20 protein-coding genes and 1 pseudogene are annotated in these 20,355 nt (G+C 70.0%); 11 read left to right on the forward strand and 10 right to left on the reverse strand.

Features of this window, described 5'->3' with window-relative positions; all coding sequences use genetic code 11:
* Nucleotides 1–101 precede the first annotated feature (101 nt).
* Nucleotides 102–512 (reverse strand): annotated as a pseudogene (locus tag ACQP0T_RS10595) (hypothetical protein); the annotation flags it as partial.
* Between the two features lie 286 nt (nt 513–798).
* Between ACQP0T_RS10595 and ACQP0T_RS10600 the strand changes: the two are divergent.
* The 5 genes from ACQP0T_RS10600 to ACQP0T_RS10620 all read left to right on the forward strand — a co-directional run bounded on the left by ACQP0T_RS10600 (nt 799) and on the right by ACQP0T_RS10620 (nt 4,452).
* The gene (locus tag ACQP0T_RS10600) at nt 799–1,794 is read left to right on the forward strand and encodes an ATP-binding cassette domain-containing protein (RefSeq protein WP_433872568.1); all 996 of its coding nucleotides are present in this window, start codon (nt 799–801) and stop codon (nt 1,792–1,794) included.
* Nucleotides 1,791–2,651, forward strand: coding sequence for an ABC transporter permease (locus tag ACQP0T_RS10605; RefSeq protein WP_433872570.1), 861 nt, complete (start codon nt 1,791–1,793; stop codon nt 2,649–2,651). Before ACQP0T_RS10600 ends, ACQP0T_RS10605 begins: the two co-directional genes overlap by 4 nt.
* A gap of 147 nt (nt 2,652–2,798) precedes the next feature.
* Nucleotides 2,799–3,530, forward strand: a complete 732-nt coding sequence (locus ACQP0T_RS10610) for an aminotransferase class IV (protein ID WP_433873669.1) — start codon at nt 2,799–2,801, stop codon at nt 3,528–3,530.
* Nucleotides 3,531–3,595: 65 nt separating this feature from the next.
* Complete coding sequence (locus ACQP0T_RS10615; RefSeq protein WP_433872572.1) at nt 3,596–4,093, forward strand: methyltransferase domain-containing protein; 498 nt, start codon at nt 3,596–3,598, stop codon at nt 4,091–4,093.
* An 89-nt stretch (nt 4,094–4,182) separates the two neighbouring features.
* Nucleotides 4,183–4,452 carry a hypothetical protein gene (locus tag ACQP0T_RS10620; RefSeq protein ID WP_433872574.1) on the forward strand — a complete coding sequence of 90 codons (270 nt, stop codon included), beginning with the start codon at nt 4,183–4,185 and terminating at the stop codon, nt 4,450–4,452.
* A gap of 77 nt (nt 4,453–4,529) precedes the next feature.
* Here the strand turns inward: ACQP0T_RS10620 and ACQP0T_RS10625 are convergent, their stop codons facing one another.
* The 3 genes from ACQP0T_RS10625 to ACQP0T_RS10635 all read right to left on the reverse strand — a co-directional run bounded on the left by ACQP0T_RS10625 (nt 4,530) and on the right by ACQP0T_RS10635 (nt 6,934).
* Nucleotides 4,530–5,390, reverse strand: a complete 861-nt coding sequence (locus tag ACQP0T_RS10625) for an SRPBCC family protein (RefSeq protein ID WP_433872576.1) — start codon at nt 5,388–5,390, stop codon at nt 4,530–4,532.
* 6 nt (nt 5,391–5,396) lie between these two features.
* Nucleotides 5,397–5,729, reverse strand: coding sequence for an ArsR/SmtB family transcription factor (locus tag ACQP0T_RS10630; protein WP_433872578.1), 333 nt, complete (start codon nt 5,727–5,729; stop codon nt 5,397–5,399).
* 68 nt (nt 5,730–5,797) lie between these two features.
* Nucleotides 5,798–6,934 carry a nucleotide disphospho-sugar-binding domain-containing protein gene (locus ACQP0T_RS10635; protein ID WP_433872580.1) on the reverse strand — a complete coding sequence of 379 codons (1,137 nt, stop codon included), beginning with the start codon at nt 6,932–6,934 and terminating at the stop codon, nt 5,798–5,800.
* A gap of 91 nt (nt 6,935–7,025) precedes the next feature.
* Between ACQP0T_RS10635 and ACQP0T_RS10640 the strand changes: the two genes are divergently transcribed.
* Nucleotides 7,026–7,751, forward strand: coding sequence for a class I SAM-dependent DNA methyltransferase (locus ACQP0T_RS10640; protein ID WP_433872582.1), 726 nt, complete (start codon nt 7,026–7,028; stop codon nt 7,749–7,751).
* A gap of 3 nt (nt 7,752–7,754) precedes the next feature.
* Here the strand turns inward: ACQP0T_RS10640 and ACQP0T_RS10645 are convergent, their stop codons facing one another.
* The 4 genes from ACQP0T_RS10645 to ACQP0T_RS10660 form a co-directional block, all read right to left on the reverse strand.
* Entirely contained in the window at nt 7,755–8,966 is a 1,212-nt protein-coding gene (locus ACQP0T_RS10645) for a methyltransferase domain-containing protein (RefSeq protein WP_433872584.1), read from the reverse strand.
* 53 nt (nt 8,967–9,019) lie between these two features.
* Nucleotides 9,020–10,381, reverse strand: coding sequence for an NDP-hexose 2,3-dehydratase family protein (locus ACQP0T_RS10650; RefSeq protein ID WP_433872586.1), 1,362 nt, complete (start codon nt 10,379–10,381; stop codon nt 9,020–9,022).
* Between the two features lie 138 nt (nt 10,382–10,519).
* A complete protein-coding gene (locus tag ACQP0T_RS10655; RefSeq protein ID WP_433872588.1) occupies nt 10,520–10,822 on the reverse strand; it encodes a hypothetical protein in 303 nt (100 codons plus the stop codon).
* A 23-nt stretch (nt 10,823–10,845) separates the two neighbouring features.
* Nucleotides 10,846–11,916, reverse strand: a complete 1,071-nt coding sequence (locus ACQP0T_RS10660) for an aminotransferase class V-fold PLP-dependent enzyme (RefSeq protein ID WP_433872590.1) — start codon at nt 11,914–11,916, stop codon at nt 10,846–10,848.
* 183 nt (nt 11,917–12,099) lie between these two features.
* On the opposite strand from ACQP0T_RS10660, the gene ACQP0T_RS10665 reads away from it, so the two are divergent.
* The 4 genes from ACQP0T_RS10665 to ACQP0T_RS10680 all read left to right on the forward strand — a co-directional run bounded on the left by ACQP0T_RS10665 (nt 12,100) and on the right by ACQP0T_RS10680 (nt 17,019).
* Nucleotides 12,100–13,629 (forward strand): ABC transporter substrate-binding protein, encoded by a 1,530-nt coding sequence (locus ACQP0T_RS10665; RefSeq protein WP_433872592.1) that lies wholly within the window; start codon nt 12,100–12,102, stop codon nt 13,627–13,629.
* Between the two features lie 13 nt (nt 13,630–13,642).
* Nucleotides 13,643–15,313, forward strand: a complete 1,671-nt coding sequence (locus tag ACQP0T_RS10670; protein WP_433872594.1) for a DUF885 domain-containing protein — start codon at nt 13,643–13,645, stop codon at nt 15,311–15,313.
* A gap of 4 nt (nt 15,314–15,317) precedes the next feature.
* Nucleotides 15,318–16,223 carry a homocysteine S-methyltransferase family protein gene (locus ACQP0T_RS10675; RefSeq protein ID WP_433872596.1) on the forward strand — a complete coding sequence of 302 codons (906 nt, stop codon included), beginning with the start codon at nt 15,318–15,320 and terminating at the stop codon, nt 16,221–16,223.
* Between the two features lie 91 nt (nt 16,224–16,314).
* Nucleotides 16,315–17,019: a DUF899 family protein gene (locus tag ACQP0T_RS10680; protein ID WP_433872597.1), complete on the forward strand. Its 705-nt coding sequence runs from the start codon at nt 16,315–16,317 to the stop codon at nt 17,017–17,019.
* Between the two features lie 46 nt (nt 17,020–17,065).
* Here the strand turns inward: ACQP0T_RS10680 and ACQP0T_RS10685 are convergent, their stop codons facing one another.
* Nucleotides 17,066–18,829 carry an ABC transporter substrate-binding protein gene (locus ACQP0T_RS10685; protein ID WP_433872599.1) on the reverse strand — a complete coding sequence of 588 codons (1,764 nt, stop codon included), beginning with the start codon at nt 18,827–18,829 and terminating at the stop codon, nt 17,066–17,068.
* 133 nt (nt 18,830–18,962) lie between these two features.
* Between ACQP0T_RS10685 and ACQP0T_RS10690 the strand changes: the two genes are divergently transcribed.
* Nucleotides 18,963–19,706, forward strand: coding sequence for a crotonobetainyl-CoA--carnitine CoA-transferase (locus ACQP0T_RS10690; RefSeq protein ID WP_433872601.1), 744 nt, complete (start codon nt 18,963–18,965; stop codon nt 19,704–19,706).
* Nucleotides 19,707–19,712: 6 nt separating this feature from the next.
* Here ACQP0T_RS10690 and ACQP0T_RS10695 read toward each other — a convergent pair whose 3' ends face one another.
* Nucleotides 19,713–20,354, reverse strand: coding sequence for a methyltransferase domain-containing protein (locus ACQP0T_RS10695; RefSeq protein WP_433872603.1), 642 nt, complete (start codon nt 20,352–20,354; stop codon nt 19,713–19,715).
* Between the last annotated feature and the right edge of the window lies 1 nt (nt 20,355).

Consider the following 20,355-nt stretch of genomic DNA (forward strand, 5'->3'; position numbering starts at 1 on the left):
GGGGACGGGATCCGGTCCCGTCCGAAGCGGGCGGCGAGCAGCTCGGCGGTCGCCGGGTGCATCGAGCCCGACCGATGCGGTTCCGGGTTGCGCTGGACCGCCGGGACGTCGAGGTCGGCCGCTGCCAGCAGCCCCGCGGTGGCGGCCTGCTCGTAGACGATGACGTCCGGCCGCCACTCGCGCGCCAAGGCGAGGGTCTCCCGAAGGAGTGCGGCGTTGACGCCGGCGAACATCGGCGCCCAGGGTGTCAGGTCGGGGCCCATCGGCTCGGCCCAGGCGGTGCGGGCGAATTCGGGGTGCTCGTCCAGGGTCGCTCCCACCACGGTCTCCGGGTCGTAGTCGGGAGCCACGTCCACCATGGGCAGGCCGCTGGCGGTCACGTCCTGGGCGGTGAGGTCGGCGAAGGCGGTGGCGACAAGCACTTCGGCACCCGTCGCGCGTAGTGCCCACGCGATCGAGACCAGCGGGAAGAAGTGGCTCCGCCCCGGAGTGGAGACGAACAGCACGCGCATGGTGAGGCCCTTCGGGCTCGTCGGGTCAACGGTGCGCAGAGAGGGGTCGGCGCGGATAAAGCTATATCTTGTGCAATAGAAAATCAAGATCGAGATATCGAGGTCAGGCCGTCGACGAGGCTTCCCGTCAGCGTGTCGCGTCCGGAGAGTGGTGGATCGAACACGGTTTGGTACTATATGTTTATCAAGACTGTCGCTGAAGCACTCCGCTGCAACGCTGGTCCCGCGCCGGTGGACGACCGGTGCCACCCGATCCTTGACCGAGTGACATCCGGGAGTAACGAAGTTGGAATCGCGCGAAGAGCTCGCGATCGAGACGGCGTCGCTGAGCAAGGTGTTCGGCGAGATGCGCGCTGTGGACGGTGTGGACCTCGCGGTGCGCCGCGGTTCGGTCTACGGCGTCCTGGGACCCAACGGCGCCGGGAAGACGACGACGATCCGCATGCTGGCGACGCTGCTGAGACCTGACGGCGGAACCGCGACGGTGCTCGGGCACGACGTCGCCCGGGAGGCCGACGCGGTGCGGCGGCGGGTGAGTCTCGCAGGCCAGTACGCCTCGGTGGACGAGGAGCTGACCGGCCGGGAGAACCTGCTGCTGCTGGCTCGGTTGCGCGGCTACCGCGGCGCCCGTGCTGCGGCGCGGGCCGGTGAACTGCTGGACGCCTTCGGCCTGTCCGAGGCCGGCGGCCGGGTGGTCCGGAGCTACTCCGGCGGGATGCGGCGCAGGCTGGACATCGCCGCCAGCATCGTGGTCACTCCGGACCTGATCTTCCTCGACGAGCCGACCACCGGCCTGGACCCGCGCAGCCGGGGGCAGGTCTGGGACATCGTGCGAGCTCTGGTCGCGGAGGGCACGACGGTCCTGCTGACGACGCAGTACCTCGACGAGGCCGACCAGCTCGCCGACCGCATCGCGGTGATCGACCGCGGCAAGGTGATCGCGGAGGGAACCCCGGGCGAGCTCAAGGCGTCCGTCGGGACGGGAGCGCTGTACGTCCGGCTGCGGGAAGCCGCGCAACGCTCGGAGGCGGCCCAGTTGCTGGAGCGGCAGCTCGGGTCGGCGGTACACCTCGGCAGCGACCCGGTCGCGCTGTCGGCCGGGGTCTCGGCCGCCGAGCCGGTGGCCCGGGCGCTGGGCGAGCTCGCTCGATCCGGCGTCGAGGTCAGCCAGTTCTCCCTGGGGCAGCCCAGTCTGGACGAGGTTTTCCTGGCCTTGACCGGTCATCCCGCCGAAGCGCGCGACGGCGAGCGCACCGAGGATCCCAAGGAGGTTGCGGAGTGACCGAGGAGAACGTGGCCACGAACGCCGGGCTGCGGTCCGCCGATCCTGGTGAGGGGTCTTCGTTGCGGGCGGCGTTGTCGTCCGGTCCGCCACCATCGCCACCTGGGCCGACGGCGGCCGCGCTGGTCCTGGGCTGGCGCGCGTTGCTGAAGATCAAGCACAACCCGCAGCAACTCTTCGACGCGGTCGCGTTCCCGATCATGATCACGTTGATCTTCACTTTCCTGTTCGGTGGTGCGATCGCCGGCTCGACTGGGGATTATCTCCAGTACGTGCTGCCAGGAATCCTCGTGCTCGCCGTTGTGATGATCAGCATGAACACCGGCGTCGCGCTCAATACCGATGTGGCGAAGGGCATCTTCGACCGCTTCCGCTCGATGCCGATATGGCGGCCGGCCACCCTCGTCGGCCCCTTGCTCGGCGATGCGGTGCGCTACGCGGTGGCTGCGACGGTCGCCTTGGTCGTGGGCGTGCTGTTGGGCTTCCGGCCTTCCGGCGGTGTGCTCGGCGCGGTGCTCGGGGTGCTGATGGCCATCCTGTTCGCCTTCAGCCTGGCGTGGCTGTGGACGGTGCTCGGGATGCTCATGCGGGAACCCGAGTCCGTGATGAACGTGAGCTCGATGGCGCTGTTCCCACTCGCCTTCGGCAGCAACATCTTCGTCGATCCGCAGACCATGCCTTCCTGGCTCGAGGTGGTGGTCACGATCAACCCGGTCACGCACGCCGTGGCCGCCGTGCGCGGCCTGATGCACGGCTCCCTCGACGCAGGGCAGCTCCTCTGGGCCCTGCTGATCTGCGCGGTCCTCGTGTTGGCCCTCGCGCCGATCACGCTCTACCTCTACCTCAACAAGAACTAGGCGTCCGCGGTCTTCGTCCCCCGGTGCGGAGGTGCCGATGTGCGTGCTGGTGACGCTCGATGGGCGACTCGCTGACCCGGAGGAACCGCTCGTCCGCGCCGGTGATCTCGGATTGCTGCGGGGGACGGAATCTTCGAGACGTTGCTGGTGTCGGAAGGAAGGATCCGGCAGTTCGACGCCCACCTCGACCGGTTCGAGCGGTCGGCGGACCTGCTGGAGCTGCCGCGACCGGATCGAGCGGCGTGGCGGCGGTGCGCCGAGCTCGCGGCCGCTTCCTGCCTCGAGCGCGGGGAGATCTCGCTAACGCTGGTGCACACCAGAGGTACCGATCCGGAAGGGTCCGCGCCCACTGCGTTCGCCTGGGGCGTTCCGGTGTCGGCCCGGCGGCGGGACAACCGGCGGAACGGGATCAGCGCGATCACCCTCGACCGCGGGGACGATCCTGATCGGGCCGACGCCGCGCCGTGGCTGCTGAGGTCGGCGAAGACGCTGTCCTACGCGACGAACATGGCGGCATTGCGCCATGCCGGTGCGCGGGGCGCCGATGACGCGGTCTTCGTGACGTCCGGGGGCGCGGTGCTCGAAGGGGCGAATTCGACGGTGGTCGCCGCCTTCGGCAGGACGCTGCGCACGCCGCCCGCGGTCGGTGGCATCCTGCCGGGCACGACGCAGGCGGCGCTGTTCCGGGCAGCGCGGCGCGCCGGCTGGGAGGCGGTCTCCGCGCCGTTGCGCGTCGAGGACTTGCGTGGTGCCGACGGACTTTTCCTGACCTCTGCGACGCACCGGATCACCTGGGTGCGCACGCTCGATGGCACCCCGATGGTCGATGCCCGTGCGTTGGGTGCCGAACTCGACGCGCTCTACGACCTGGAACCGTGAGACGTCGATCGCCTGGTCGACGCCCGCGGATCTCGGCGCAACGCGAAGGATCTGGAGGGGACGGCATGGAACTGGAAGCGCTTCGCGACGAGCAGCGCCTGGAGTGGGGGCTCTCCGCCCCGGGGTGGCTGGAGCACCGCGACCACCTCTCCGCGCCATCCGGTGCGATGACCTGGCGGATCCTGGAGCGGGCCGCTCTGCGTTCCGGTGACGCGGTGCTCGATCTCGCGTGCGGGATCGGGAACCCCTCCGCCGAGATCGCCGAGGTGGTCGGTTCCGGAGGACGCGTCTTGGGGCTGGACCTGTCCGAGCAGATGATCGCCGGAGCCAAGCGGTGGGCGGCTGAGCGCGCTGCTTCCCAGGTCGAGTTCCGCGTCATCCGGGAAGAAGGTGCGCTGGACCTCGGTGGGGAGCGGTTCGACGCAGCGGTGTGCCGCGTCGGCCTGCAGTACATGCCGGACCAGCGCGGGGCCCTCTCGGCGGTGCGTGGATGCCTGGTTCCCGGGGGCGCATGGTCGCAACCACGCTCGGTTCGCCAGCCCGGTGCATGGCGTTCGCGTTGAGCTCCGGGGTGATCGCACGTCACGCCCCGCCCCGGGAGGATTCCCCAGCGCAGCGGCCAGGGCCGGTAGCGCTGTCCGATCCGGACCAGTTGCGCGACCTCTTCGTCGAGTCGGGTTTCGCGGATGTCGAGGTCGAGTCCTTCGAGACGACGCTCATCGAGATCGACAATGCGGAAGCCTGCTGGACGATGTTCGAACGGACCATGGGACCGCTGATCCGGATGCTGCGTGCGATGTCGCCGGAACAGCGCGAGCGGATGCGGGTGGACGGCGTCGAGACACTGCGGGCCGAGTTCCCGGCGGGACCGGTGCGCTTGACCGGTGAGGTGCTGCTCGCGGTGGGCATCGCCCGCGGATGAACCGGCGGCTCGGCCGCGGTGCTGCTCTGGCCGTACGGCCCGTTCCCGGAGGGCGGCCGAGCAGCACCGCGTGCTGCTCACTCCGCCGAGGAGCGCAGCCGCCCGACGACCGATTCGATGTGCTGCCGCCAGACTGGCAACGCGGCATCGCCGCGATCGGACAGCTCCGCAGGGCCTGTCTGGGTGAGCACGATCCGGGCACCGCCGGCGCCGTCGGCCAGTTCCCAGCCGACTCGTCCCACGCTGCTCCCGTCGACCGTCCAGTCGTACTCCAGGCGTCGAGGCGGTTCCACCGAGACGACCGAGCTCGCGGGTACCTGCGGGGTGGTGAACGCCGCGGGAACGGCGCCCCCCGGCTGCGGCGGCCCATCGGCGGTCAACGCGGCCCACACGACGTCGACCGGCTGCTTCATCAGCGGTCGATCGAAACGCAGCTCCCATCCGGTGCCGGAGGTCTCGAGCGAGCCCCGGTCGAACCCGAACTCGTGGACGTAATGCTCGTGCAGCTCCACGGTGCGGTCGGTGTCGTCCGCACGACGTCCTTCGACGACCGCCTCGACCGTGTCGAGGCAATCGTGCCAACCCGCGGCGGTGGCGGGGACCATCATCCGGCCGTCGAAGGTGTGCGTGAGCACCAGCACGGTCCCGCGGTCGTCCGAGCGCAGTTCGAGGTGCAGGAGGTCGTCCTCCTCGTTGAAGGCGAACACGCGGTGCGGCTCGAGTTCGGTGATGGTGCCCGAATAGGTGGTGCCCTCGCCGTCGTCGAACTTGATCTCGCCGCCGATCTGGAGGTCTACATCGGTCACCGTCAACGGGTACCAGCGGCTGAGCTGGTCCGGCTCGGTGATCGAGCGCCAGACCTTCTCGGGTGCGTGCGGCAGTCGCTTCTCCAGGCGGAGGACTTGGCGGCCGTCGGTGGTGCCGTGCGTGGCGTTCACGGGTATTCAACCTCCTGTGCGGGTTTCCGAGTGAGGGTCGTCATCGTCGTCGAGGTGCCGTTCGAGCGCGTTGAGCCGGTCCGACCACAGCAGGCGGTACGGGGCCAACCACGTGTCGACCTCGCTGAGCACCTCCGGGGCGAGCTCGTACCACCGACGCTGGGCGTCCGCGCGGACGTGGACGAGGTCGGCTTCGCGCAGCACCCGCAGGTGCTTGGAGACCGCGGGCTGCGGCAATCCGAGCCTGTCCCCGATTTCACCGGCGAGGTGCGGTCGTTCCAGCAGCAGATCCAGGATCCGCCGTCGAACTGGCTGCGCGAGCACGCCGAAGACCGACATGCACCCAATATGCCGAAGGTGGAATATAAGTGCAAGGATGTGGAGCGGTCGCCACCGGATGGGGATGGTCAGCCGACCAGTCGCCGCATTGCGGGTACCGCGTCGGCGGGTGCGGGCATCGCCGCGATTTCCGCCCGGACCTCCGCCGCCGCCGTGGCCAACCCGGTGTCCTCGACGAGTCGCTCGAACACCGCGGCGTCGAGTTCGTCCAGCTCGGACCACCAGCCGACACCGCGCTCCTGCATCGCCACCGAATGGATGTAGTTGGGTGCGACGGCGGGAACGGTGAACTGGGGCAGGCCCGCTTCCAGGGCGTTGAGCATCGTTCCCGCTCCTCCCTGGTGCACGATCGCCGAGCAGTGTCCGAGCAGCTCGCGCAGTGGTATCCACCCGGTGAGCACCCGGACGTTGCCGGGCAGCCGCGCCACCCCGGGGTGGCGCGGGTCGATGCCGATCAGCAGCAGCTCGGCGGTGACCTTCCCGGCCGCGGAGGCGATCCGGTCCAGGAAGCGTTCGACGAAGGGGTCCGCATCCCGGTCCGGTCCACCGATCAGTCCCATGGAGCCGATGGTCAGCGCGATCCTGGGCGGACCTTCCTCGTGCAGCCATCCGGGCAAGGCTCCGGGACCGTTGTACGGAACGAACCGAGTCGGCCACGCCCGGTCCTGGGTGCGGACCATAGAGGGTGGCGCGATGTCGACCACCGCGCGGGGCACCGGGGCGGAGTCGAGGCCGAGCCGGTCCATCGTGCCCGGCAGCAGATCCGGCAGCGCTTCGTAGAACCCGTTGCTGCGCAGCAGGCCGAAGCCGTGCTCGACGGCGGGCACACCCAGGGCCGCGCCCGCGAGCGCGCCGCCGCCCTGGAGCTGGGAGTGCACTACCAGGTCCGGTCGCCACTGCCGTGCAACGTCGATCATCGGGTCGGCGAAGGTGCTGGCGACCTGCGCGAGTACCGTCCAGCCCTCCTCCACGGTGTCCAGCCGGGTCCAGACCATCCGGCGGTGCTCGTCGGCGAGCGGGATGACCTCCGCGGATTTCGGGTCCGCCGGACCGAAGTCGATCGTCGGCAAACCCGACCCGTGGTCGAGCGCGGGACCGGAGGTCGCGATGGCGACCTCGTGCCCCGAAGCGCGCAGGGCCCAGGCCAGCGGCACCATCGGGAAGACGTCTTTGGCATGGGGGGTCGACAGAAACAGCGCCCGCATCGTCCTGCGCTCCTCATCCGGGGTGGCTCATCATGAGTTTAAAACAATATAGTGAAGATCTCGATGTGCTGACGTGCTGAGCGGAGGGCGGATGGAGTACAGCCGACGGCATGCCGACGTCTACGAAGCGGTCATGCGCAGCCGGGGAAAGGACTGGGAGGGTGAAGCGCGGCTCGTGGCCGAGCTGGTCCGGGACCGGCACCCGCAGGCCCGGTCGTTGCTGGACGTGGCCTGCGGGTCCGGCGTCCACCTGGAGTCCTTCCGCGCGCTGTTCGACGAGGTCGCGGGGCTGGAGTTGTCCGAGCCGATGCGGGTGCGTGCGCGTCGACGGGTGCCCGGCACACCGGTCCACGTCGGCGATCTGCGGTGCTTCCGGCTCGACCGGAGCTTCGATGCGATCTGCTGCCTGTGCTTCGCCATCGCCTACACCGCCACACCGGACGAGCTGGCGTTGGCGCTGGGCTGCATGGCCCGGCACCTGGTGCCTGGTGGCGTCCTGGTGGTGGAACCGTGGTGGTTCCCGGAACGGTTCCTCGACGGCCACGTCGCCGGGCACGTGGCCGAGGACGGTGCGCGGGTGATCTCCCGGGTGACGCACTCCGCGCGCGAGGGCGCCGCTACCCGCATGACGGTGCGGTACACGGTCGCCGATGCGGGCGGGATCACCGATTTCACGGAGACCGAGCTCGTCACCTTGTTCACTCAAGAGGAGTATGAAGCCGCGTTCGAGCGCGCGGGATGTGCGGTCGAACACCTGCCGGGTGGGCCCAACGGGCGCGGTCTGTTCGTCGGGATGCGTCGGCCGGAACCGGGCTGATCTTCACACCAGGTGGACTTCCGGTACGTGGAGGATCCATCGGCCTCCGGCATCGTGGAAGGCACGCTCCTTCTGCATGATCTCCTCGGCGTGGTTCCACGCCAGCAGCAGGGCGTAGTCGGGGTACGGCGAGGTGAACTCCTCGGCCGGGCGCACCGGGATGTGCGAGCCGGGTGCGAGCAGTCCGTGCTTCGTCGGCGTGGAATCATGGATCCGGGAGAGGAGATCCGGTCCGATACCGCAGTAGTTCGTCAGCGTCGCGCTCTTCGCGGTCGCGCCGTAGCCGACTACGTGCTTGCCCTCGTCGCGCAACCGTGTGAGCAGCGCGACGAGGTCGTCGCGGGTGCGGGCGACCCGGTGGGCGAACGCGGTGAGCGTCGCTGGTGTTGCGAGTCCCCGTGCCTGCTCCTCGGTGATCGTGGCCCCGACCGACGCGGCGCGGTCGCGGGTGCCTGCTCGGGCGAGGGTGCACCGGATCTGCCCGCCGTGCACCGGAAGTCGTTCCAGGTCGATCAGTTCGAACCCGTGCCGCCGGGCGATCTCGGACACCGAGCAGGCGGAGAAGAGGTAGAAGTGCTCGTCGATGATCTGGTCGAACGAGGTCCGCTCCACGACGTCGAGGAGGTACGGATCTTCGAAGATGAAGACGCCGTCGGACGCGAGCAGCCGGTCCACCCCGCGCAGCACCGACGGCAGATCCGCGATGTGACTGATCGTGTTGGCGCCGAAGATGAGATCGGCAGGGCCCTCCGCGGCCCGGATGCGCGCACCGACGGCCTCGTCGAAGAACTCGGGTAGGACGCGGAGCCCGCGAGCAGCGGCCTCCTTGGCGACGCGGCCGCCGGGCTCGACGCCGAGGTGCTTGATCCCGAGGGCGTCGAACGCCTGGAGCGTGGTCCCATCGTTGCACCCGATCTCGACGACCGATGCGCCCGGGTTGTTCAGGTACCGGCTCGCCAACCGATGCGCCGTGCGCTCGAAGTGCTCGCGCATCGCCACGGACTGCGCCGAGCGGTACGGGTAGTCGTGGTGGAACATGCGGTCACACCCCGGGTCCTCGGTGAGTTGCACCATGGTGCAGGCGGTGCAGGTCCCGACGCGCATGTCGAAGGTGAACTCCGGATCGCCGGGGGCGATGAAGCGATCCGAGAGGGGTTGCCGACCCAGGTCGAGGAAGACGGTCAGCTCACCGGCGCACAACTGGCAGCGGTACATGGTGGAAAGTGTAGTGATATGACCCGGTGGGAGTTGCGCCGAATGGATGCCGGTCAGGTCCCCGCGGCCAGTCCGTGCAGGCAGGTCACCAGGCTGCGGGCCTCGACGTTGAGGTAGTGGCTGTGCCGGACCAGGTCGGTGAGCTGGCGAACCGTCATCCAGCGATGGCTCGGCAGGTCGGGGATCGAGCCGGGGTTCACCTCGACCACGAGGTAGCGGTTGCGCGCGTGGTAGAAGCGACCGCCCTCTTCGGACAGGATCGAATCGAACCGGACTTGACCCGGGTCGGCGCGGAGCACGGTTTCCAGCAGCGGTGGCCGGACGGCCGCGGACAACTCGTCGTAAGTGCCGGGGGTGCACTGCACGGTCGGGCCGAGTTCGGCGACGTCGACGTAACCCGGCTCGGCGACCGCCTGCACCAGCGCGTGCAGCACGCCGCCGATGCGGGCCACGAGGAAGGCGACCACTCCGACACCCCGCGGGCGGACCACCGGTTGTGCCCACTCCTCGACCTCCCTGCAGGCGGCGCTCACGCGCATGCCGACGACCTCGAAGAAGCCACCGGTGCGGTGCGAGATCCGGCGTGGCGAGCTGGTCCAGTCGCGCAGCGCTCGCACCGCAACCCGCTCGGTCCACACCTCGGTGGTGGTGCGGACTTCGGTGAGCCAGTGCAAGACTTCGTCGACGCCGCCCGCGATGCCGGGCTCGTAGGAGTGGTGCAGGGCACGCTGGAACACGTCGTCGGTGCGGGCGGGGAGTTCCGGCACCTCGATCGGCAGGCAGGCCAGGACCGAGCGCGCGTCCATGTTCAGCACGTTGTCGGTGGCGGTGAGCCGGTACACCTGGCCCAGCGTCAGCCACCGGAAACCGTCGAGCACCGGGATCTCGGAGGTGGTTTCGACGACCATGTTGCGGTTGCGCTTGCGCAGGAACCGCGAACCCTGCTCGGACTGGCGAACGTCGGCGTGCACCCGGTGGTCGCGGCGGTCCTGGAAGTGCTCCAGGTAGGGCACGTGCCGGCCGTTGTGCACCCGCGTGTAGTTGCTGCGGGTGGCCTGCACGGTTGGGGAGATCTGGACGAGGTCGGGGTTGCCGGGCTCGGCCTTGGCCTGGACCAAGCAGTGCAGCACGCCGTCGAACTCCCGGAGCAGGAAACCCAGCACGCCGACCTCCGGTTGGTTGATCACGGGCTGTTGCCAGCGCGCGATCGGTGCCGTCGGCATGTGCACGTCCAAGCCTTCGATCCGGAAGAACCGCCCGCTCCGGTGGGTGATGTCCCCGCTGACCGGGTCGGCGGACCAGTCGGTGAGTTCCGCGAGAGGCACCGTCCGCACTCGCATCGTCGAGCGCAGGCGGTGCTCGTCGAGCCATGGCCCGACGGAACCGGCTGGGCTCGTCGGCGTGTCCAGGGCCACGAGGGAGCGGGCGAGCCGTCCGCCGGCCGAGGCGTTCCGCGGGGGGAGACGGGCGCCGTTGAGGTGTCGGTCATCATCGGACCTCCAGACGAGCCGGTGGTCGTCGCCCGGATGGCGGCCGGTGGCCGCCCACCGCGGTCACCGCATCCGAGCGGTGAGGTCGATCAACGCGTCGGCGACGCGATCGATGTCGTCGTGGTCGTTGTAGAGGTGAGGCGCGATCCGGACCGCGTAGTGCTCCCGGGAAGACCCCGCGACGGGGAAGAACGTGAACCGGATGTTGATCCCGTACTCGGCCTCCATGCGCTCCTCGAACCGGACGTAGGTCGCGGGATCGGCGGCGAGGCGCTCGTCGTCGAAGGGCTGGAACGCGACGATGCCCGAGTGCAGCCGCTCGTCGTGCCAGGGGCTGTAGAGTGATTCCTCGCCCCAGTGGTCCACGATGCGTTGCTTGAGGTGTCTGCTCAGGCCCAGGACGTAGCGCTCGATGTGCCCGCGGCCGATCCGATCCCAGATCTCGCAGGCCGTTTGCAGCGCGGGGCCGCGCGAAAGGTCGGCGGAGCCGGTCTTCTGCAGCAGCGTTGCCACGTCGTAGGTGTGCTCGCGGCCCGTCGCGCGCGGGGGAGCTTTCCCTCGATGGGGTACCACAGCGAGATCACCGGCCAGAATTCCGGCAGCGGCAGCGGGTTGTACTCGGGCAGCACCTTGTTGCGAGCGTAGACGATGCCGGTTCCCATCGGCCCGCACTGGTACTTCGCACCGGAACCGCTGAGAAAGTCCACCCCGGTACCGTGCAGGTCGAGCTCGAACTGTCCCGGCAGGTGCGCTCCGTCCACGATGGAGATGAGGCCGTGGCGATGTGCCAGCTCGGCCAGCGCGCGGGTGGGGAAGGTGGTCCCGACGGTGAAAGTCACCCCCGCCCACTCCAAGACCTTCGTGCGGCTGGTGATCGCCGCCTCGAACATCGCGACGATCTCGTCCGCGGACTGGTGCGGTCCCAGCGGCGGCGTCAACTTGGTGACGACCACGTCGCGGCGGTTGTGCAGCACGTTGAGCGGGGCGTGCATCGTGTAGCACTCGTGCGTGGTGGTGATGACCTCGTCACCTGGTTCGAGGTCGATTCCGTTGAGGATGCGGGCGTTGCCGTCGGCCGCGCCCTGGACCACCGCGATCTCGTCGAAATCGCAGCCGTAGCTGCGGGCGAGCACGCCTCGGGTTCGGGCCAGGGTCGTCGGTGGGTACGGGTCGGCCGGATGTGCCGCGTACGCGCGGTCCGCTTCGCCCAGTTCCGCGAGCACCGGACTCGGTGCGGATCCCATGGTCCCGGCGTTGAGGTGAAGCAGGTCGTCGCGCAGGCTGAAGAGATCCCGGACCGAACGCCAGTTCGCCGGATCCTCCAGGGGACCGGAGGGGAGGTGGTTGAACCGCTGTTCCGGGATCACCGCGGCTTGCTCGGCCGCCACCGACTCGGCTCGCTCGCGGGCCGCCGCCACGGCGGCCGATGGTTCGATCGCACCCGCTGGGCTCGTGCTCAAAGCTGCCTCCCGTGGGGCTGTGGCTGCAGCCAGAAAGCTATCATAAATTCAATTTAACGTGGAGAGTGTCTTTTGGGCTGGTGGGTCTGTTAGCTTGACCAAGGGTGATTCCGGGGTGCTGTTCTGCTGCCGACCGGGTATATCGAACTCAAGCAGTCCGTCCACGACGGAGGTGTGTTCGACGTGACCGACGCGCCGCCGACCGCGGCACCGATGACCACCGTTCGCGTCCTCGGGCCGGGGGATCCCGACCACCTCGACCCGGCCAGCCGGTACCACCTGCGGCCCGGCCAGGTCCGGAGGCTGCTTTCCAGGCAGCTCTTCGTGCACGCCGTGCTGGATGACGGCAGCTTCGAGCCTGTCCCGGACGTCGCGTGCGCCGTCCCCACTGAGGCTGGCGGAGGCGTCGACGGCACCGGCACCCGGTACACCATCCGGTTGCGCGGTGATGTGAGCTGGAACAGTCGGCCTCCCCGCGCGGTCGTGGCCGACGACTTCGTGCGCGGTTTCGAACGGCTTGCGCACCTCGGCCCGGGCAGCGATGTCCTCGCGATGTTCACCGACGTGATCGCCGGGCTGGGGGAGTTCTGCGAGCGATTCTGGGCGGGGGGCTCCGGGGGCCGGATCGCGGGTGTGCGTGCTACCGACGACCGGACCCTCGTGCTGCTCCTGCGGAGGCCGGCCAACGACCTGCTCGATCTGCTCTCGCTCGGCTACGCCGTCGCGGTGCCGCGTGAGAACGCGGGTCGGCCGCCGGGTGCGCCCGCTGAGCCCGGCACCTTGGTGAACGGGCCGTACCAGGTCGAGCACCGCGATGCTCGCCGGACCGTGCTGGTCCAGAACACGGCGTGGCGGCAAGAGACCGACCCGGTTCGCGTCCGCGAGCACGAGCGAATCGAGATCGATGCTGCCGGTGGTCGTGCGAACACCCCCGCGTGGCCGCTCGGCGTGGTGCCGGGACGTCCGACGGCCGCCGAGTTCCCCCACGACTTTCCCGGCACCACCCTCAACCCGTACTTCGCGTTCAACATCGCCGCGGGCGGGCCGGTCGCCGACGTGCGGGTTCGGCGGGCCATCGCGCACGCCGTGGACAAGCGTAAGATCAGTGCCGTCGTCCGGCGGCTGAACGGAGTAGTTGCGGCACCGGTGCACTCGGTGATCCCGCCGGGCAACCTCGGGCACGATCCGGACCTGCCGACGTGGGAGTTCGCCGACGCGCCCGGCGCGGCGGAGCTGCTGGCGGCGGCCGGTCATCGGCGGGAGCTGGTGCTGCGCGCGGCGGTGCGCGACATCGCGTTTCAGCGCGAGGTCGTGGACCTGGTGGCGTCCGACCTGGCGGCGTGCGGGATCGTCCTCGACGTCGACGTCGTCGCACCGGGAGATTTCTACGGCGGAGTCCTCGCCGTCCCGGAGGCATGGGACTTCGCTCTGGTGGGCTGGACCCCCGACTGGTTCGGCAACAATGGGCGCGCGGTGCTGCGGCCGCTGCTCGGCAGCGGCGGGACGGGCAACTTCGGCGGTTACCGGGCTCCGGAGCTCGACGCGTTGATGGAGCGGGCGTTGGGAGCACCCGACCGCGAGCGCGCGGCCGTCCTCTGGCGCGAGGTCGATTCCTTCGTCCGCCGGGAGTTGCCGGTGCTGCCGCTGCTGGCCTTCGCGTGCGAGAGCTGCGCGGCCCGCACGGGTTCGTTCGGCTGGGTGGAGACCGCGTGATGCGAGTACGACGATGAGTGCCGAGGTGCACGCCCTCTGCGACAGGTACGCGCTGGTGGACCACCCCGCGCTGGACCCGATCGCGGCGACCGAAGCAGGTCTGCCCGGCTTCGACTCGCTCCTCCCGGACTTCTCCCCGGAGGGTTTCCGCGAGCTCGCCCTGCTGCGTCGGCGTGCGAGACGAGCGGTGGAGCGAGCCGTGCCGTCCGGGCCGGAGGAACGATTGGCCCGCGTCGTCTTCCTCGAGCGGCTGGACGTGCAGCTGCGGCTGCACGAGGCCGGCCTCGACCGATGTGCGCTGGTGGACGGCCCGGTGCAGCGGATCATCCGGGTGTTCGGGATGATGCCGACCGGTACCGAGCACGAGTGGGCGGCCGTCGCCGCCCGCATGCGGGCGGTTCCCGGTGCGCTGGCCGGCGTGCGGGCGTGCCTGGTGGAGGCGGGGAACTCCGTGCCTCCTCGACGGGTGCTCGGCCTCGCGAGGGAGTGCGAGGCCCTGCTGACCGGGCCCGGGTCGTGGTTCGGCCGGAGAGTGGCGGAGGCGGAGTGCGGACCGGGCTTGGCATCCGCGTTGCGCGCGGGCGCCCACGCCGCCGCTTCGGCGTTCGCCGGGTTCGCGGACTTCCTCCGGAAGGAGCTGCTGCCCCGGGCCACCGGGCGGGATGCCGTGGGGCTCGACGTCCACCGGTTGTGGTCCAGGTGGTTCCTCGGTGCCGAACTCGACCCGCACGAGGCCTACGCCTGGGCCTGGGCGGAATTCCGCCGACTGGAGCAGGAGGCCGCTGAGCTGGTCGACCACCTCGGGCTGGGCGCGAACCTCCGCGCGACCGCGAGGGCGCTGGACGCGGATCCCCGTTACCGGGTGCCGAGCCGTGCGGCGCTGCTGGAGTGGACGCGACGGACGTCGTCCGAGGTGGCGCAGCGGCTGTGCGGGACGCAGTTCGACATCCCGGACGAGCTGCTGGTGCTGGACTGCGCCCTGGCCCCGCCCGGAACACCGCCCGGCGCCAGGTACACACCACCGACTCCCGCACGTCCCGGGTGCCTGTGGTGGTCGGTACCCGAGGAGGGCTCGGTGTCGCTGTGGCGCAAGCGCACGACGGTGCACCACGAGGGCGTTCCGGGCCACCACCTCCAGGCGGGTGCGCTGGCTGTGGACTCGTCCCGGTGGAACGCCTTCCAACGGCACCTCTGCGAGATCTCCGGGCACCACGAAGGCTGGGCTTCCTACGCCGAGCGGTTGATGCACGAACTCGGTTTTCTGGACGACGACGGGTACCGGCTGGGCATGCTCGGCGGGCAGTGCCTGCGGGCCGCGCGCGTCGTGCTCGACCTCGGACTGCACCTCCGGCTCGCCATCCCCCCCGATGCGGGGCTCGACGGGCAACGCTGGACTCCCGGGTTGGCGGCTGAGTTCTTGCGCACCCGGACCGGGATCGCCGAGCAGTACGTTCACGACGAGGTCGACCGATACCTGGGATGGCCGGGCCAAGCGCCGTCCTACAAGCTCGGCGAGCGGCTCTGGTGGGAGATCAGAGCCGAGTGCGCGCGGACTGCGGGTGCCGAGTTCGACCCGGTGGAGTTCCACCGCAGGGCCCTGGGCGTCGGACCGGCCGGGCTGGACGTCCTGCGCGAGGCGGTCTCGCGCAGCGCTGATGCCGGGGAGTGGAGCACGCATGGTTGAACCGATGTCCGAAGGCGCACCGATCCTGCTCGACGGCGGGACCGCCACCGAGCTGCACCGCGCAGGGGTTTCGCTGCGCGAGCCCTGGTGGACCAGCCGGGTCCTGCTCACCGGGGAGAAGCGTGCGCTGCTGCGCGACGTGCACCGGAGTTTCATCGCCGCCGGAGCTGAGGTGATCACCGCCAACACCTTCCGGTGCAACCTGCGGACGTTGCGCCGGGCCGGGCTCGACGCCGCGGGGCTCGGCTGGATGGTGCACGCCGCCGTCGGCGTCGCGCTGGCGGCGCGCGCGGAGTCGGCTGCGGCGCCGCTGGTCGCGGGGTCGGTGGCGCCCGTCGAGGACTGCTATCGGCCCGACCTGGCCCCGCCGGACGACGACATGCGCGACGAGCACCGGTGGTTGACCACGGAACTGGTCCGGGCCGGGGTCGATCTCGTCCTGATCGAGACCATGAACACGGTGCGGGAGGCCCGGATCGCGCTCGAAGCGGCGCAGGAAGCCGGTGCACGTGCCTGGGTCGGCTTTGCTTGCCGGGCGGATGGGCGGCTGCTGTCCGGGGAGGACTTGGGGGCCGCCGCACGGGCCGTCGAGGACGCGGGTGCGGAGGCTGTCCTGGTCAACTGCACCGCTCCGGCCGCGATGGAACGCTGCCTGGCGGCGCTTTCGGCGGCGTGCTCGGGACCGATCGGGGCGAGCCCGAACCTGGAAGACCGCACGGGCGTCCCGCCCCGGACACCAGTGGACCGGCCGCTGCCGACCGCCCTCGACGCGGAGGGGTTCGCCGAGCTGGCGGACCGCTGGCGGACCGAGCACGGGCTGCGGATCGTGGGCGGCTGTTGCGGGACCACTCCCGCGCACCTGGCCGCGCTGGGTGATCGGTTCACGTCGCGGTCGGCCGCTCTTCGGTGAGGAAAACCATAGCGAGTGATTGCCAAGCCTCCTTTCGGACCACCACGATGGTGCGCGCACATCCTGCGGTATCGAGTTGAGTGGAGGCAACGTGGCTGAAGGGACCGAGCTGAGGTTGTGGCCGCGGTCGGCCGATCCGGAGTACGTAGAGGCCCGGCGCGCGTTGCGGGCCGCCGAGCGCGAACTCGTCGACGCGGTGGAGCGGGTCGCCGCGGCCCGCCGATCGTTGCCACCCGGCGGCCTACTGGGTGACCACGTGTTCGTGGAAGGCCCTGGTGATCTCGCTCGTGACGAGCCGGAGGCCGAGGTCGGGCTGCTCGACCTCTTCGGCGAGCACGACACCCTGCTGATCTACCACCTGATGTTCGCACCGGGAGCCGGCCAGGGGTGCCCCATGTGCTCGATGTGGGTGGACGGGTTCCATGGCGTGGCGCACCACCTGGCGCAGCACACGGCGTTCGCCGTGGTCGCGAAGGCGCCTTCGGCGGAATTGCGGGCGTGGGGCCGGGCGCGGGGGTGGGAGGGACTGCGGCTGGTGTCCAGCTACGGAACGGATTTCAACATCGAACTCGGCGTCGAGGAAGCGGATGGCCACCAGCAACCGGGGGTGAGCGTGCTGCTCCGGGAGGGGCGCGGTGTGCGGCACTTCTACACCGGGCAAGCCGCGTTCACCACCGTGGAGCGCGAGCGCGGCATCGACCTGCTGTCCCCGGTCTGGCAGGCGCTCGACCTGCTGCCGACCGGGCGCGGGCAGTGGTACGCGGGCAACTCCTACACCGGCGCTTCCCGGGGCTGACGATCGCGGGAGGGGCCGGGAAGCAGTGTCCCGGCCCCTCCCGCGATCAGTCCTCCAACCAGACGTTGGTGATGTCGAAGAACTCGATCTGCGGTACGTGGACGGCGTTGCGGACCCGTTTGCCGTGGTAGCGGGAGGTCATCGCGGCGAACGCCAGGATCGGCACGATCGGCAGGTCGCGCATGATGCGCACGTCGACCTCGTGCAGCAGGTCGTCGGCGCGGACCTGGTCGGGCTCGGCGAGGGCCTGTTCGATGAGGGCGTCGACATCGGGGTCGCTGTACCCGCCGTAGTTGGTCGTCCCCGCGTTCGGGTTGGTCTGGAACAACGGCTGCACGATGGCGCGCCCGTTGGCGCCGAACCAGTCCGGGGTGAAGCCGGGCTCGGCGATGTCCCACTCACCGGCGGCGGCCCGCGCTGGGTCGCTCAGCAGGGACCCGTAGTACTCGGCCTGGCTGTACTTGCGGAACTCCAGGGTGATGCCGCACTCTTGGAGGTCCGCGGCGACCGACTCCATCACCTTGAGGTGGATCCCGATGTCGCGCACCGCGGCCACCAGCGTGAGCCCGTCCTGGTAGCCGGCATCGGCGAGCACTTGGCGTGCCTTGGCGGAATCGCCGCGGTCCCCCGGAGTCGGGTAGGGGTTGAACTCCCGGTGCCCGGCGCTGCCCGGGGGGATGGCCGAGTGCAGCGGCCGGTTCGGCGCGTCCAGGACGTCGAGGATGTCACCGATGGCCACCTTGTCGATGGCGTAGGCGACGGCCGTGCGAACGGCGAGGTCGCTGGTCGCCGGATTGGGGCTGCGCAGGTTGAACACGATGTAGGGGTTGAGCGCGAAACCGGGGTAGCTGCGAGGGGTCATCAACTGACCCGGCTCAGGACGGGCCCACGACACCGAGGTGAACGACCAGGCGAGGTCCACCTCGCCGCTGTCGAGCTTGGCCTTCACCACGTCACCGGGTTCCTTCGATGCGGTGATGTGGATCGCGTCGACGTACTGGTGCCTGATCGGATCCGTCTCCTGGCGCCACACGTCGTTGCGTTCCATCAGGATCTCTTGACCGCGCTCGGTGTAACGGGTCAGCCGGTACGGAGCGCAGGAACGGATACCGGCGCGGAACTCGGCACTATCCGGGAGGAAGTCGTCGTACTCCACCGGGACGGGCGAGGCGAACCCCATCGCCAGGATGTTCAGGAAGTCGTGCGCAGGGCGCAGGAGCCGCACGACCAGGGTCTTGTCGTCCGCGGCGTGCAGTCCGGCGATGTCGTGGCCGTTCTGGAAGTCCGCGAGCTCGCGCGGCGTCGGCGCGGCGTTCTCGAAGGCGCTCCGGTACGCATCGCAGTACTCCCGCATTCCTTCGATCGTGCTGGTGTAGAAGTGCAGCGCCCCCGCACCGCACCCGGGGTTGCCCAGGCGCTTGAGCCCGCGGATCACGTCCTGAGCGGTGACTTCGCGCGGGGGCGTGGAATCCCACCGCACGCCCGAGCGCAAGCGAATCGTGTAGGTGCGACCGTCTTCGCTGATCCCGCCGTTGGCGGTGGTGGGGATCTCGACGGCCAGGTCCGGAGCCGGGGCGAACGCCTTCTCCGGAGTGGACAGGTCGCCGGTCGCCGGATAGGCGAAGAGCTGCCGGGTCAACGCGCGCAGGATCTGGCTGGAGGTCGCGTAGTACGCGCTCGCGGTGTCGATGTGGTCGACACCGCCGGGGCCGAGCATGCGGAGCGTTCCCCCGTAGCGCGGCTCGCCGCCGGACTCCGGGGAGCTGGAACCGGGGCGCGAGTCGGAGCTGGTCTCGGCTGCGGTGCTCATGCGCAGGCCCTCTTTTCGGTTCGGTTAGCCGATCTGGTGACCCCAGCGTAGTAAAAGTGCATCCTAAATACTATAGTGAAATGGTGGGGTGGTAGCTACGGTTCGGGCGGGATCCCGGTTCCGGGGGTGCGAGGTGCTGACCGATCTGGAGGAGGTGGCGGATCGCTACGTCCGGTGGCGCTTTCCGGAGGGGGCGGCCGCGAGGCGGTCGATCAGCGAGCTCCGGCGACTCCCGCTGCGGTTGAGCCCTGCCTACTGCCGCGCGGTGGCCGACCACTTCGACCGCGCGCCGGTGGTGCCTGCCGATGCCCGGCTGAGGGCGGCCTACCGGAGCCTCCAAGAGGAGAACCTCGCGCAGTACCAGGCCATCCTGGACGCCGGGCTGCGGGTGGAGCCCTGGCTCGGGGAGGGGGCCCCGTACCGCAACTCGCGGCACCTGTACGAGCGGGTCCGAGCCACGGGCGTGCTGCACGTGCACCTGACGCGGTCCGGGCACGGGCCCGCACGGCCCCGGCTGCCGCATCCCATGCGCGAGCCGGCTGGGATCACCAGCGGTGGTGTCGAATTCGCCCACAACGACGTGTTCCGCGCCGTGCACGACGTGTTCGGGCACGTGATGCACGGCAACGCCTTCGGGCCGCGAGGTGAATTCCGCGCCACCTACTGCCACTTGACCATGTACCCGGCCTCGGTCCACCCGGTGCTGTTCGCCGAGCAGGTGGGCCAGTTCTGCTGGTTCTACTACGGTCCGCACCTGGCGGACGCGGCCCCCGGCGAGCCCGGTCACGTGCCGCCGTCGGAACGGCCGTACCCCGAGCAGAAGCTCTTGGTGTTCCCCCGCGCGTACCTCGACGGGTTCCTGCGGGCATTCGGCTGAACCGGCTCACGTGGTCCGGGAGCACCCGAACATGGCCCACCGGGGCAGGTCGGTCCCGGCGGCACCGCTGCGCGGTGCGCCCTCGGAGAACTCCTCCACCTGGAAGCCGCAGAAGTGCAGCTCGCTGAAGTAGGTCTCCAGCGAGCGGTGGTCGCGGCCATCGCCATCACCGCGCCCGCGCATCCCGGTAGTGGTCTCCCGGAAGTACCCGGTCACCGGGGTACGTCCGCTCGCGCTCGCCGTCGCGATCGGGTGCTCGACGACGAAGGCGAACCGGCCGTGCGGGGCGAGGTGGTGCCGCAGCGTTTCCAGCGTCCTCGGCAGGTTGGGCACCAGGCGGGGGAACTCCACCGACGTCGCGACGTCGACCACTTGGCCGGGGGACAGCCCTGACCACCGGTTGAGATCGGTGACCTGGAGCTCCGCCCCGTCGGGCAGCGCCGCGGCCGGGTCCTGGGAAAGCCCCAGGTAGCGCGCGCAGCCGCGCCGCAGCACTTCGGCCGTCAGCAGCGCGTCTCCGCAGCCGAGATCGAGCACGCGCTGTCCCCGCACATCGCCGAGCAGCGCCAGCAGCAGTTGTCGGCGGTCGTCGTGCACGCCGGAGGTTTCGCCCAACGCGATCACCGCTCCGTTCTCTCGGCTCGCCATG

Source organism: Saccharopolyspora sp. CA-218241, assembly GCF_050954615.1.
Lineage (GTDB): Bacteria > Actinomycetota > Actinomycetes > Mycobacteriales > Pseudonocardiaceae > Saccharopolyspora > Saccharopolyspora cebuensis.